Below are 13,371 nucleotides of genomic sequence, written 5' to 3'. Positions count from 1 at the left end.
TTACCCGGTGTCCTCTCCGACGAGAGCTGAGGAGGCATCGATGACGGAGTTCGGCTACTTCCTGGCGTGCGAGGAGCACGGGCCCGGTGAGCTCGTCGAGCAGGCGCGCATGGCCGAACAGGCCGGGTTCACCGCGCTGTGGATCTCGGACCACTTCCACCCGTGGAACGACCGTCAGGGCCAGAGCCCGTTCGTGTGGTCGGTGATCGGCGCGCTCTCCGAGGCGGTGTCGCTGCCCGTGCAGACCGCGGTCACCTGCCCCACCGTGCGGCTGCACCCGGTCCTCGCGGCGCAGGCCGCCGCGACCAGCTCTGTGCTGCTGGACGGGCGGTTCCGGCTGGGCGTGGGCAGCGGGGAGGCGCTGAACGAGAGCGTGCTCGGCACCGCGTGGCCGGAGGCCACGGTCCGGCTGGAGATGCTGGAGGAGGCCGTGCAGATCATCCGGCGGCTCTTCGAGGGCGAGGAGGTCAGCCACCGCGGCCGGCACTACACCGTGCAGAACGCCCGGCTGTACACGGTGCCCGACGAGCCCGTGCCCATCGACGTCTCCGCGTTCGGGCCGCAGGCCGCCGAGGTGGCCGGGCGGATCGGTGACGGCTTCATCACCATGCAGCCCGACCCCGAGCCCATCGAGCGGTTCCGGCGCAGCGGCGGCGGCACCAAGCCGGTGGCCGCGGGCCTGAAGGTGTGCTGGGCCCTCGACAAGGACGAGGCCGTGCGCACTGCGCACCGGCTGTGGCCGAACGAGCAGCTCCCGGGCGAGCTGGGGCAGGTCCTTCCCACTCCGCAGCACATCGACCAGGCGTCTCGGCTGGTCACTCCCGAGCAGGTGGCGGAGAGTGTGACGTGCGGAAGCGACGTGGACGCGCACGTGTCCGCGCTCCAGGCCTACGTCGACGCCGGCTTCGACACCGTCTACGTCAATCAGATGGGTCCTGACCAGCAGGGTTTCTTCGACTTCTACCGCATGAAGGTGCTGCCGCAGCTCACCGGCTGAGCCCTTGGGCGGGGCTGCGCCCCGGCCCCCTGTCACGCGCGGGCCCTTTCACGCGCGGGGCGCGCTCTGAGAAGGGCGTGGGGACCTGGGCGACCGGTCCACCACCGGCCGGTGGTCCGGCAACGGCAGAAGCTGCGGCCTTGGGACGGTGACGACGCTCGTGTCTCGTCGTGACCGGGTGCGCCCACGCGGCGGAGCCGCACAATGTCACCGCCCCGCGCGCCTTCGAGGCGGGGCTGCGCCCCGAGCGGCAGAGGCCGCCCCTTCGGGACGGTGGCGACCTGACGGTTCGACGTGGCTGGGTGCGCAGTTCCCCGCGCCCCTGGGTTGACCGGAGCTGGGTTGACCGGGTCACCGCCCCGGCCTGCCCGGGCAGGCCGGGGCGGTGACCCGGTCAGGCGCTGCGGAGACGTAGCTGGACCTCGTTCTCCTGGTCGCCCGCGGCCGTGCCGAGGATCTCGACGGAGAACGCGGCGGACAGGGTGTCCCTGAGCTGGTCCACCGCGTGGTAGCCGCCCTGTACGTCCACCGTGACCGGTGCCGTCAGCCGGCGCCGGCCCGCGCTGCCGGGGCCGCCGCTGACGTCGAAGGTGGCCGCCCACACCGTGGGCTGTGTCGCCGAGGCCATGTGCGGCACGTCCGCGGCGTCGCGGTCGGACGGGAAGAAGTCCCGCAGCGCCTCGAACACCGCTTGGGCGTCGCTCTCGGAGCAGCCGCTGACCTCCACCAGTACCTGTGTGGGCCCTGTGCCGTCGGATACCGTCATCCTTCGCTCCTTTCGGGTACGTCGTGCTTGCCCCGGCCGCCGGCGGCGGCGAGGCGGGCGCGCTGCGGACCGACCGTGTACCGGGGGTCCTCCGCTGAGGCCACGCCGGCCGCGAAGACACCGAACCGGGTACAGGCGGAGCCCGCCAGCAGGGCGAGGCCGCTCAGCGCGGCCGCCGGGCGGGCCCGGCCGGCCAGCAGGGCGCCGGCCGCGCCGGCCGTCACCAGTGCCCGGGCACAGCGCATCAGTGTCCCCGCACGGCCCGTGCGGTAGGTCTCCGCGACGCTGCCGAGGCGCCGTTCGACGGCCCGGGTGAGGGCGTGCTCGGCGCCCGCTGCGAGCACGGCCGCATAGCGTGCGGGGCATGTCTGGGCGGGCGGGCCGAGCACCAGCGCCATGCCGGAGGCGGCGGCCGTCGCGGACGCGGTGAACAGGTACGGCAGCTCGCGGTGGGCGCCGTGCCAGGCCGGTACGGCGGTGTCCGCAGCCAGGACGCCGGTGTAGGCGGCGACGGCCGGGCCGAGCAGCCCCGCGGCCGCGGTGGCGGCGGCGCCGGCGCGCGGCAGCCGGCCGGTGACGGCGGACAGGGCGGCCGCTGTGGCCGTGGGACCGTAGCCGGCGAGCAGCCAGGAGCCCACGCTCATCGGGGAGGTGGGCTTGAGGACACGCAGCATGTTGGCGAACCGCTCGGGCCTGCCGAGGTCGTGGACGAGCGCGGCGGCCGACAGCGAGACGGCCGCCGTGGCGGAGACCTTCAGCGCGGTGGCCGTGGTGGTCCGCCCGGTGAGGTGGGCGCCGGCGGCCAGCACGGAGCCGGCGCCGGCGAGGCCGCCGAGGAAGAAGTACCCGGCGATGTCGGTGGCGGCCCAGGAAGGGGCCTTGATGACGGGGCGTCCGTAGTACGAGGTGACGTCCGCCCGGGGCACCATCGGCTCCTCGCCGCCGCTCAGCCGCCGACGGCGCCGGCGGCCTGAGCCGTCCGGGCCCGCTTCGGGGCCCAGCCGCAGCGCGCCGGGGGCCGCCTGGCGGCCGGGGCGCTCGCCCTCGATGCCGTGCCGGGTCACGTCGGAACCGCTCATGACCGTCCCCCTCCCCGGCGCCCGCGCCTGGCGGGGCCGGCCTTGCCGGTGAGTGCGTCGAGTGCGAACGACAGCGCGAAGGAGCCGAGCAGGGACAGCGCCGCGGCTCCGGCGTGCCGCCACATGGCGGGCAGATCGCGGGTGGTGACGACGGGGTCCGGCGGCAGGCCGTAGACCTCGGGCTCGTCGAGCAGCAGGAAGAACGCGCCGTCGCCGCCGACGCCGTCCTCGGGGTCGTGCCCGTAGAGCCTGGCCTTGCCGACGCCGGCCGCCTGGAGCCGGGCGACGCGCTGTGCGGCACGTTCGCGCAGCTCGTCGAGGGGGCCGAACTGGATGGAATCCGTCGGGCAGGCTTTGGCGCAGGCGGGCTCCTGCCCGGCGGAGAGCCGGTCGTAGCAGAGGGTGCACTTGAACGCGCGGCCGTCCGCGGGCCGTTGCTCGATGACGCCGTAGGGGCAGGCGGGCACGCAGTAGCCGCAGCCGTTGCAGATGTCCTCCTGGACGACGACGGTGCCGAACTCGGTGCGGAACAGCGAGCCCGTGGGGCAGACGTCGAGGCAGGCGGCGTGCGTGCAGTGTTTGCAGACGTCCGACGACATCAGCCAGCGCAGGTCGCCGCCGGCGCCGGCAGCGGCACCGTGCGCACCGTCCGTGCCCTGCGCACCGCCCTGCGCGGCGTCGGCGAGCGGCAGTTCGGTGCGGCCGTCCGGGGTGGGCGGGCTCTGCTCGACGAAGGCGACGTGCCGCCAGGTGGAGGCGCCGAGGCCACCGGTGTTGTCGTACGACATGCCGGTGAGCGCGAGGCCGTCCTCGGGAATGGCGTTCCATTCCTTGCAGGCCACCTCGCAGGCCTTGCAGCCGATGCAGACGGAGGTGTCGGTGAAGAAGCCGACGCGCTCCGGCGGATCGGGGTGTCCGGCGTCGCGGGCCGGGTCGGGTTCGGGGCCGCTGAGCAGGTTCCGCGCGGCGCGCAGGGCGTCCACAGCCTGCCCGGCGCCGGCGGCCGTGGTGTCCGTCACGTGCCTGCCTCCGTTCCGGTGGTGGCGGTGATGCCGGCGCGCCTGCGGTAGTCGGCGACGAACCGCGGCAGGTCGGGGCCGCGCGGCCGGCGGCCCGGCCGGATGTCGGCGGAGAGGGCCTTGTCCTCCTGGATGTGGGCGTTGGGGTCGAGGGCGATGGCGAGCAGCTCGTTGGCGGCGTCGCCCGCCGCGATGCCGTTCGGGCCCCAGTGGAAGGGCAACCCGATCTGGTGGACGGTGCGGCCCTGCACGGTGAGCGGCTTGATGCGCTCGGTCACCATCACCCGGGCCTCGACGGCGTTGCGTGCGGTGACGACGGTGGCCCAGCCGCCGTGCTCCAGGCCGCGCTCCGCGGCGAGCTGCGGGGAGACCTCGCAGAAGAACTCCGGCTGGAGCTCGGAGAGGTAGGGCGAGAAACGGCTCATGCCGCCGGCGGTGAAGTGCTCGGTCAGCCGGTGGGTGGTGACGACGTACGGGAAGACGTCGGCGCCGGGCTCGTCGCCGCTCGGGTGGAAGCGGTTGCCCGCGCGGGGCAGCAGCTGCCGCACCGGGTTCCTCGGCCGGGACGGGTACAGGGCGTTGCCGAACGGCGAGTCCTGGGGCTCGTAGTGCGTGGGCAGCGGCCCGTCCTCCAGGCCCGCGGGCGTGAACAGCCAGCCCTTGCCGTCCGCCTGCATGATGAACGGGTCGTCCCCGCGCAGCGCGTCCGGTCCCCTGGCGCCCTCGGGCGGTACGTACCCGGGCGGGCGGTCGGGCACGAAGTCCGGCACGTCGTGCCCGGTCCACCGTCCGCCGCCCGGAGCATCCGGATCCCACCACACATAGGCCTTGCGCTCGCTCCAGGGGGTGCCGTCGGGGGCGGCGGAGGCACGGTTGTAGAGGATGCGCCGGTTGGCTGGCCAGGCCCAGGCCCACTCGGCGGCGACCCAGTCCTGCTCGACGTGTGGCTTGCGACGGGCCGCCTGGTTGACGCCGTCCGCGAAGACTCCGCAGTAGATCCAGCAGCCGCAGCGGGTGGAGCCGTCGTCCTTGAGTTCGGTGTAGGCGGAGAGCGGGGCGCCGGTGGGGCCGTTGCCGTTGATCTCGGCGAGCACGGCGGCGGCCACCGGCTCCCGTAGCGGTCCTTCCACCGGATAGTCCCAGGTGAGGTCCTGAACGGGCCGGTCCATGGGGTCGGTGGAACCGGCCAGCCTGGCCTTGATGCGGCGCCCGAGGTGGTACATGAACCACAGGTCGCTGCGGGCGTCCCCCTCGGGCTCGACGGCGGCCTCGTGCCACTGGAGCCAGCGGTTGGTGTTGGTGAAGGAGCCGGACTTCTCGGTGTGGGCGGCGGCGGGGAAGAAGAACACCTCGGTGCGGATGTCCTCGGTGCGCAGCTCGCCCGTTTCGATCTCCGGGCCGTCCTTCCACCAGGTGGCGGACTCGATGAGGGAGAAGTCGCGCACCACCAGCCAGTCCAGGTTGGCCATCCCGAGGCGTTGCAGCCGGGTGTTGGCGGAGCCCACGGCGGGGTTCTCCCCCATCAGGAAGTAGCCCTTGCAGACCCCGTCGAGCTGGGCCATGACGGTGTCGTAGGTGGAGTGGGAACCGGTCAGGCGCGGCAGGTGGCCGAAGCAGTAGTCGTTCTCCTCGGTGGCCGCGTCCCCGTAGTACGCCTTGAGCAGGCTGACGAAGTAGGCCCGCATGTCGCCCCAGAAGCCCTTGTCGGTGCGGCTGGCGTCGATGAACGTGTCCAGCGTCTCGTGGGCGTGGGCGTGCGGCATGGGCAGGTAGCCGGGCAGCAGGTTGAAGAGGGTGGGGATGTCGCTGGAGCCCTGGATGGAGGCGTGGCCGCGCAGCGCCTGGATGCCACCGCCGGGCCGGCCTATGTTGCCCAGCAGGAGCTGGAGGATGCTGGCGGCACGGATGTACTGGGCGCCGACGGAGTGCTGGGTCCAGCCGACGGCGTAGGCGAAGGCGCTGGTGCGGTCGGGGCCCGAGTTGGCGGTGAGCGCGTCGCACACCGTGCGGAAGGTGGCCCGGGGCACGCCGCACACCTCCTCGACCAGCTCGGGGGTGTAGCGGGCGTAGTGGCGCCTGAGGATCTGGAAGACGCAGCGCGGGTGCCGCAGGGTCTCGTCGCGGGCCGCCCGCGCGTCTGCGCGGGGGCCTCCGGAGCCGTGCGCCTCGGCTCCGCCTGCCTGGGGGATCCGCAGGTCGTGGGTGTGCGGGGCGGGGTCGCCGGCCGCGTCGCCGGGCTTGTCATGCTCCCGCTGCTCCTCGACCTCGCCGGTGGGCTGCTGGACCCGGGTGTTCTCGTACTGCCAGCTCCGCGGGTCGTAGTGGCGCGCCTCCTCCTCGAGGCCTGAGAAGACGCCGAGGCCGCCCTCGGCGTCCTCGGTGTCCCGGAAGTCCTCGCCGACCAGGGTGGCGGCGTTGGTGTAGGCGAGCACGTAGTCGCGGAAGTACTTCTCCTCGGTGAGGACGTGGTTGATGATGCCGCCCAGGAAGGCGATGTCGGTGCCGGCCCGGATCGGTACGTGCAGGTCGGCGAGGGCGCTGGTGCGGGTGAAGCGCGGGTCCACGTGGATGACGGTGGCGCCGCGCGCCTTGGCCTCCATCACCCACTGGAAGCCCACCGGGTGGGCCTCCGCGAAGTTGGAGCCCTGGATGACGATGCAGTCGGAGTTCTGCAGGTCCTGCATGAACGTGGTGGCGCCGCCGCGGCCGAAGGAGGTGCCGAGGCCCGCGACGGTGGAGCTGTGGCAGACCCGGGCCTGGTTCTCCACCTGGACCACACCGAGTCCGGTCAGCAGCTTCTTGATGAGGTAGTTCTCCTCGTTGTCGAGGGTGGCCCCGCCGAGGCTCGCGATGCCGAGGGTGCGGGCGGTGCGGACGCCGTCCTGCTCCCACTGCCAGGTCTCGCGGCGGGTGGCGACCACCCGGTCGGCGATCATGTCCATCGCCGTCTCCAGGTCGAGCGGCTCCCAGTCGGTGCCGCCCGGACGGCGGTGGAGGACCTGGTGGTGGCGGGCGTCCCCGGTGGTGAGCTGGAGCGTCGCCGAGCCCTTGGGGCAGAGCCTGCCGCGGCTGACCGGGGAGTCGGGGTCGCCCTCGATCTGCACGACCCGGCCGTCCCTGACGTACACCTCCTGGCCGCAGCCCACCGCGCAGTACGGGCACACGGACTTGACCACCCGCTCCGCGCCGTCCGTGCGGGGCCGAAGGCCCCGGGTGTGCGAGGACATCGCGGCGCTGCCCCGGCCGAGCGGGTCCCCGTCGGTGAGCTGTCGGTACAGGGGCCACTCGCGGACACGTTCACGGATGCCCATCGCATTCCTCCCGCACATCGGCTGTGGTGACTGGTGCCGCGGGCTCCTCTCAGGGTGGCCCGCGGCGCTGGTGTCGGCGAGGCGGCGGCGCGTGCGGACGGGGGCTCCACCACCACGGGCGGGCCGTGGAGCCCCGGCCGCCGCGCCGTCGTCACGCGGTTACCACGATCGGCGTAACCGAAACGGACCGTTCGCGCGGCGGCGCGGTGCCGGCCCCGCGCTGACTCGGTGGGGCGGTGCCGCTCGGCGAGGAAACGCCGGGGCCCCAAGGGGCGCGGGGAACCGGGGGCACCTCCCACGCCTTTCAGGCAGTGCGGGAGCGGCAAGCCGCACCGGGCCGCCGGGTCGCCACCGCCCCGAAGGGGGAAGCATCTGCCGCCCCTGACCACAGGCAGGTGGGTGGCTCCGCAGCGGTCGGGCCCGCAGGGCTGCCCGGGGCATGTGCCTCAGCCGGACAGCCCCCCCGGCAGCGCCAGCGCGCCGAGCAGGACCGTGCCGGCGAGCAGCCAGGCGACGTAGTCGCCGATGTGGCCGGAGTGGAGGCGCCGCAGCGGTCTGGCCCAGTGGAGCCCCTCGTGCAGCGACCCGGTGCGCACCGCGAGCGCGGCGAGGGCGACGGCGAGCGCGGTCGACGCGAGGCCGAGCCCGACGCCCACGGCCGACCAGTGCGGCGGCGCGGCACCGCTCGTGCCGAGGGCCCGCCCGACGGCGGCCGCGCACCCCGGCACGGCCCCGGCCAGCAGCGCGGCGGTGAGCAGCACGGCGGGCACGGCCAGCATGGGCAGCGGGACCCGGCCGAGGCGGCCACCGGTCTCCGGCTCCTCGTCGGTACCGCTGGTCTCGTACGGCCGGTCGGAGGCGGGGATCGGCCCCCAGCCGAGGAAGACCCGGGCCGTGACCCGCAGCACCGCTCCCCCGGTCAGCGCGGAGACCACCACGAACAGCACGGTCAGCGGCCCGCCCGCGGCCTCCTCTGTGACGGCCTTGCCGAGGCCGGTGCCGAACGGCGGCAGTCCGGCGAGCGCGACACCGCCGGCCGCGAACAGGCAGGCCACCGAGCCCAGTGCGCGGGCGCGGCCGTGCAGCTCGTGCTCGTCGACGCTGCCGTAGCGGTCGAGCAGTATCCCGGTGCCGGCGAACAGGGCCGCCTTCACGCCCGTGTGGCCGAGCAGGTACAGGGCGATGCCGTCCCTGCCCTCGGGGGTGAGCAGCCCGATGCCGACCAGGAAGAGGCCGGTGTGTGCGATGGTGGAGAACGCCAGCAGCCGTTTGAGGTGCCGCTGCTGCCAGCACATCACGGCGCCGGTCGCCGCGGTGAGCACCCCGAGGGTGATCAGGGCCCGGGTCACGGACGGCGCCGGGATGCCGCCCGAACCGGCGAAGACGGTGGCGTGCACCCGCCACACCCCGTAGACGCCGAGCTCGACCATCACCCCGGACAGCAGCATGCACACCGGTGTGGGCGCGACCGCGTGCGCGTCGGGCAGCCAGAAGTGGAAGGGCACCGCCGCGCACTTCACCAGCAGGCCGGTGAGGATCAGCACGAAGGCGGCGAGTACCAGTGCGTCGGGGCTGCCCTGGGCGTCCAGCCGGGCGCCGGTCTGCCGCATGCCGAGCTCACCGGTGCGGGCGTACAGCAGCACGATGCCCAGCAGCGTGGCGTAGGCGCCGAGGGAGGTGACGACCCCGAACGTCAGCGCGCCCTGCACCGCCTTGGGATCCTCCACGCGGTAGCCGGTCAGCGCGTAGGCGACCACGCTCATCAACTCGAAGAAGACGAACGCGTTGAAGAGGTCGCCGGTGAGGGCGAAGCCGCACATGCCCGCCTGGAAGAGCAGTACCAGGCCCGGGAAGCTGCCCGCGTGGCGGCGCGGCGGCTCCTCGAAGTACCGCCAGGAGTAGACGAGCACGGCGACCACGAGCAGCGAGACCAGGGCGGCGAGCCCGACGCCCGCACGGTCGCCGACGAGGACGATGCCGACGCTCTCGCCGTGCCGGGGCGTCCAGCCGCCCACCCATTCGAGGGTGTCGTCGGGCGTGGTGAACAGCAGGGCGAGCGCGAGGCCTGCGGTGGCCGACGCGGTGGCGAGGCCCAGCACCTCGGCGGCGGCACGGCGCAGCCCGCGCCCGGCGGCGACCAGCAGGGCGGCGCCGCACAGCGGCAGGGCGACGAGCAGCGGCAGCAGGCGGCTCATCCGCGCAGCTCGGAGAGTTCGTCCGGGTCGACCGTGCCGTGCCGCTTGGCGACCTGGATGGCGAGCGCGAGCAGCAGCGCGGTGACGGTGGCGCCGACCACCACGTCGGTGAGCGCGAGGGCCTGGACCACCGGGTCGACCAGCGGCCGCGAGCCGGGGGTGAGGTCGGAGAAGACGGGTGCGGTGCCGCCGGTGCGGTACCCCACGGCGAGCAGCAGGACGTAGGTGGAGGACTGGCACACCGCCAGGCATCCCACCGCGTGCACCAGGTGTCTGCTCGTGGCGAGCCCGTAGCAGCCGGCGAGGAACATCCAGCCGGCGACGAGGTAGGGCAGTACGGACATCAGTCTCCGCTCTCCTCCACGATCTCCACGGCCTGGTCGAGGAAGCGGGCGAGCAGCACCACGACGGCGCAGGCGACCTCCATGCCGATGGCGGCGTTCAGCAGCGGCACGGTGCCCCCCGAGGGGATGGTGTTGAAGGTGCCGTACGGCCGCAGGGTGTTGGCGAGGAAGGCGGACCCGCCCGCCAGACCCGCCACGCCGATCAGCAGGTAGGCGGCCTCGCCGGCCGCGTCGCCCACCTCGTAGACGCCGATCGGGCGGATCCGCTCCAGGGCTCGGTAGTCGACGCCGATGTACAGCAGGTGCAGGGCGGTCGCCACCACCACGCCGCCCTGGAAGCCGCCCCCGGGGCTGAGCTGGCCGTGCGCGACGATGTAGAGGCCGGCGAGCGCGGCGACGGGCAGCATGACGAGGGCGTAGCGCCGCACCGGCCGGACGACGGTGGCCGGCAGCGGGCCGGCCTGCCGTTCACCGCGGGTCTGGCGGAGCAGGACGACGGTGCCGAGCACCGCGCCGAAGAGGATGCTCTCCTCGCCCAGGGTGTCGAAGGCCCGCTGGTCGAAGTTGACGGACGAGATGACGTTGGCGGTGTGCCGGCCGAGTGCGGCCCGCACGGCCCGGGCGCCGTAGGGGTGCCATGCGGTGCCGAAGTGCGGCAGCCGCAGGCAGGCCGCGGTGAAGAGCGCGGCGAAGCCGGCGCTGCCGAGAGCCAGCAGCAGCATCCGCAGCCGTCCGCTCATCCGCCCGCCCCCTCGGGGCGCTCCCCCGGCTCGCCGCTGCCGGACCGGCCGGTGGCGGTCCGGCCGCCGGTGCCGGACCCGCCGGGCCCGCCGCTGCCGGGTCCGCCGCCGGCGGTCCGGCCTGTCGTGGCATGGCCGGGGCCTCCCCGCGGGCCGCCCGCCCTGCGCCGCACCTTGCGGACGGAGAGCAGGATCAGCAGCGGGGTCAGGGCGGAGCCCACCGCGAGCTGGGACAGGGCGACGTCGGGGGCCTGGAGGACCATGAACAGCACCGCGAGACCAAGGCCCAGCACGGCCAGCACCAGGGCCTGGCGTTCCGGTTCGCGCACCGCCACCGCCGCGGTCGCCGACGCGGCGACCAGCAGCAGGGAGATGACGATGAGCGCGTCATTCATCGCGTGCCCCTTCGTGGATGCCGCCGGCCAGGGCGCGCGAGGCGACCACGTTGCCGGTGATCAGCAGTGCCCCGATCAACAGCAGTTTCACGCCGGCCCGGCCGCCGCCGGCGGCCACCGCGAGCGCGACGACCGCGACGGCGGTGCCGGTGGCGGCGGCCGCGGTGAGCCGGGGCGCACGGGGCCCGTGGGGCCGCAGCTCGTCGGCGAGCAGCCGGGCGTACACGAGGGTGCCCACCGGGCCGAGGATCGCCAGTTCGAGGCCCGCGTCGACGTACGCGGAGCGGCCGTAGCCCTGCGCCAGCAGCAGGAGGGCGACACAGACCAGCGAGGTGGACAGGTTCTGGGCGATGACCCTGCGGTGCAGCGGGCCGGTGGCGACGCCCCGCACGGCCGCGCCCACTCCCCCGGCGAGCAGCACGGCCGCGGCGAGCAGCCAGCCGTTCACCGGCGGGTCACCGCCCGGCGCGCGCCGCAGGCCGCGGCGCCCGAGAGCAGTGCGGCCGCGGCTCCGACCAGGAGTTCCCACCGGTCCACGGTGGAGATCAGCATCAGCCAGAGCACGAGCAGGGCTGCTGCCCATGCCGCCGTCTCGGCGACGGCCGCGGCCCGTCCGGGTTTTCGTGCCATGCGTCACCTCCGCCGACCGCCGCGGCCCGGCCGCCGGACGGCGGCACCGTCCTCACCGGGGCCGTGCTCCTCGTCACGTCAACCCGGCCATCCAAGCACCGTGCGTACCCCGCCGGCGCACAACGCGCGGGCGGCGGCACGGGCGGTGTGCCGCGTATGGCAGGCGTCCACATGCCGGTCAGAATGTGCGGTGGACGCCCGGGTCCGCGGCCCACTCCCTCCCGTTCCCCCTGCGGCGCGTCGCATGCCCGTGCGATCGGCGCGGGCGGCGGGACCGCCCCGGCGCTGACCGCCCGTCATACCCGCGGCGGCGGCCTACAGGTGTCCGGACCAGGGCGAAAGGGAAGTGACCAAAGATGCGCGTGGTAACGGACCGTCTCGCCCCCGCCTGGGCCTGGATGAGGAAGCCGCTCCGGGATCCCGTGGCGGCCCAGGCCCTGCGGTCGACGGTGGCGGCGACCATCGCGTACGTCATCGCCAAGCAGCTCAGCAACCAGCCGGCCCCGCTGACCGCTCCGCTCACGGCGCTGCTGGTCGTCCAGGTCACGCTGTACGCGACCCTCAAGACCGGGGTGCGGCGGGTGAACTCGGTGGTGGCGGGCGTCGTCATCGCCGTCGTGTTCAGCTCGCTGGTCGGCCTCACCTGGTGGAGCCTCGCCCTGATCATCATCGCGTCGCTGACCATCGGGCGCTATGTGCGGGCCGGGGAGTTCGTCGTCGAGGTGGCGATCAGCGCCATGCTCGTCCTTGGCGTGACCCAGGTCGCCTCCAACGCCTGGGACCGGGTACTGGAGACCCTGATCGGGGCGCTGACAGGCCTCTTCTTCAACCTCTTCTTCGCGCCGCCGGTCTGGGTGGAGACGGCCGGCGACTCCCTGCTCGACCTGGCCCGCCGGATGCGCAGGCTGCTGCTGCACCTGGGCGAGCAGCTCGACTCCTACACCCCGGTGGAACATGCCACGGCCCGCCTGCTGGAGGCGCGCCAACTGGACCATGACATCTCCGAGGTGGACGCGTCGCTGCGGCAGGCCGAGGACAGCCTGCGGCTCAACCCGCGGGTGCGCGAGGGGCGGCTGCACCGGGTGGTGCTGCGCACCGGCCTCGACACCCTGGAGATCTGCACGGTGGTGCTGCGCGTCATCGCCCGCACCCTCACCGACCTGGCGCGCGAGCGCGAGCAGCAGTGGCTGCTGGAGCCGGAGGTGTCACTCGCGGTGCGCGAGCTGCTGGCGCACATCGCGGACGCGATCGTCAGCTTCGCGGTGCTGGTGACCACCCGCACCAGCGAGGACGCGGAGACCGCCGAGGCCCGGCTGCGCTCGGAGCTGGCCGCGGCGGTGGCCCGCCGGGACTCCGTCGCCCAGATGCTGCTGCAACTGGTGCAGGGCAACCCCGAGCAGTGGCAGCTGCACGGCGCGCTGCTCACCGAGGTCAACCGCATCCTCGACGAGCTGGACATGGAGCACCGCTCGCGCCGCCTGATGGAGGAACTGGACCGCAGCACGCGCATGCTCCATGAGCGCCATCCGCGCCTGATGCGGCTGCGCCGCGTGGCGGACCGCCGCATGGGCCGGCTGCGCAAGCGGTGGCTCGGCCTGCGGGGTGCGCCCCGGTAGGGGCCTTGTGCGGTTCGCCCGCGTGGGCGCGACCCGCTCTGCGGCCGGCTACCCAGGTAGCGGTTGGGGCGGGGCGGGGCGGTCACATTTTGCGGCTCCGACGCGTGGGCGCCCGGCCACGGCGCGCCGCGGCGGGCCACCGGGCCGAGCGAGCCCCTTGCGGTCTCCCGCCTGTGGGGGTGCCTCCCACGCCCTCACGGCAGTGGGACGGCCGGTGGGGCTTGATCGCGCGGTTCCCCGCGCCCCTCCCGGGGCTGAGCCCCTTCCGGGCTGAACCGC

At 74.2% G+C, this 13,371-nt stretch carries 11 protein-coding genes and 1 pseudogene; 2 read left to right on the top strand and 10 right to left on the bottom strand.

Annotated elements, in window-relative coordinates; all coding sequences use genetic code 11:
* The first annotated feature begins 40 nt into the window (after positions 1 to 40).
* The gene (locus ACSMXW_RS36275; protein WP_485802737.1) at positions 41 to 997 is read left to right on the top strand and encodes an LLM class F420-dependent oxidoreductase; all 957 of its coding nucleotides are present in this window, start codon (positions 41 to 43) and stop codon (positions 995 to 997) included.
* A 394-nt stretch (positions 998 to 1,391) separates the two neighbouring features.
* Here ACSMXW_RS36275 and ACSMXW_RS36270 read toward each other — a convergent pair whose 3' ends face one another.
* The 10 genes and pseudogenes from ACSMXW_RS36270 to ACSMXW_RS36225 form a co-directional block, all read right to left on the bottom strand.
* On the bottom strand, positions 1,392 to 1,763 hold the full coding sequence (locus ACSMXW_RS36270) for a hypothetical protein (protein WP_485802735.1): 372 nt from the start codon (positions 1,761 to 1,763) through the stop codon (positions 1,392 to 1,394).
* On the bottom strand, positions 1,760 to 2,842 hold the full coding sequence (nrfD, locus tag ACSMXW_RS36265; RefSeq protein WP_485802733.1) for an NrfD/PsrC family molybdoenzyme membrane anchor subunit: 1,083 nt from the start codon (positions 2,840 to 2,842) through the stop codon (positions 1,760 to 1,762). Before nrfD ends, ACSMXW_RS36270 begins: the two co-directional genes overlap by 4 nt.
* Positions 2,839 to 3,861: a 4Fe-4S dicluster domain-containing protein gene (locus ACSMXW_RS36260; protein WP_485802732.1), complete on the bottom strand. Its 1,023-nt coding sequence runs from the start codon at positions 3,859 to 3,861 to the stop codon at positions 2,839 to 2,841. The genes nrfD and ACSMXW_RS36260 overlap by 4 nt, the downstream gene beginning before the upstream one ends.
* Positions 3,858 to 7,172: a formate dehydrogenase gene (fdh, locus tag ACSMXW_RS36255; protein WP_485802730.1), complete on the bottom strand. Its 3,315-nt coding sequence runs from the start codon at positions 7,170 to 7,172 to the stop codon at positions 3,858 to 3,860. The genes ACSMXW_RS36260 and fdh overlap by 4 nt, the downstream gene beginning before the upstream one ends.
* A gap of 446 nt (positions 7,173 to 7,618) precedes the next feature.
* Complete coding sequence (locus tag ACSMXW_RS36250) at positions 7,619 to 9,367, bottom strand: complex I subunit 5 family protein (protein ID WP_485802728.1); 1,749 nt, start codon at positions 9,365 to 9,367, stop codon at positions 7,619 to 7,621.
* Positions 9,364 to 9,711 (bottom strand): sodium:proton antiporter, encoded by a 348-nt coding sequence (locus tag ACSMXW_RS36245; protein ID WP_485802726.1) that lies wholly within the window; start codon positions 9,709 to 9,711, stop codon positions 9,364 to 9,366. The genes ACSMXW_RS36250 and ACSMXW_RS36245 overlap by 4 nt, the downstream gene beginning before the upstream one ends.
* Positions 9,711 to 10,451, bottom strand: a complete 741-nt coding sequence (locus ACSMXW_RS36240; RefSeq protein ID WP_485802725.1) for an MnhB domain-containing protein — start codon at positions 10,449 to 10,451, stop codon at positions 9,711 to 9,713. Before ACSMXW_RS36240 ends, ACSMXW_RS36245 begins: the two co-directional genes overlap by 1 nt.
* 161 nt (positions 10,452 to 10,612) lie before the next feature.
* Positions 10,613 to 10,846 (bottom strand): annotated as a pseudogene (locus ACSMXW_RS36235) (Na(+)/H(+) antiporter subunit B); the annotation flags it as partial.
* Positions 10,839 to 11,294 carry an MrpF/PhaF family protein gene (locus ACSMXW_RS36230; protein WP_485802724.1) on the bottom strand — a complete coding sequence of 152 codons (456 nt, stop codon included), beginning with the start codon at positions 11,292 to 11,294 and terminating at the stop codon, positions 10,839 to 10,841. The pseudogene ACSMXW_RS36235 and the gene ACSMXW_RS36230, both read right to left, overlap by 8 nt.
* Positions 11,291 to 11,476, bottom strand: coding sequence for a hypothetical protein (locus tag ACSMXW_RS36225; RefSeq protein WP_485802723.1), 186 nt, complete (start codon positions 11,474 to 11,476; stop codon positions 11,291 to 11,293). Before ACSMXW_RS36225 ends, ACSMXW_RS36230 begins: the two co-directional genes overlap by 4 nt.
* A 356-nt stretch (positions 11,477 to 11,832) precedes the next feature.
* On the opposite strand from ACSMXW_RS36225, the gene ACSMXW_RS36220 reads away from it, so the two are divergent.
* Entirely contained in the window at positions 11,833 to 13,092 is a 1,260-nt protein-coding gene (locus ACSMXW_RS36220) for an FUSC family protein (protein WP_485802721.1), read from the top strand.
* The last annotated feature ends 279 nt before the right edge of the window (positions 13,093 to 13,371 follow it).

This window comes from Streptomyces sp. DSM 116793, assembly GCF_057320905.1.
Note: the sequence above shows the minus strand (reverse complement) of the source record. Positions and strands in the feature narration are given on the sequence as shown.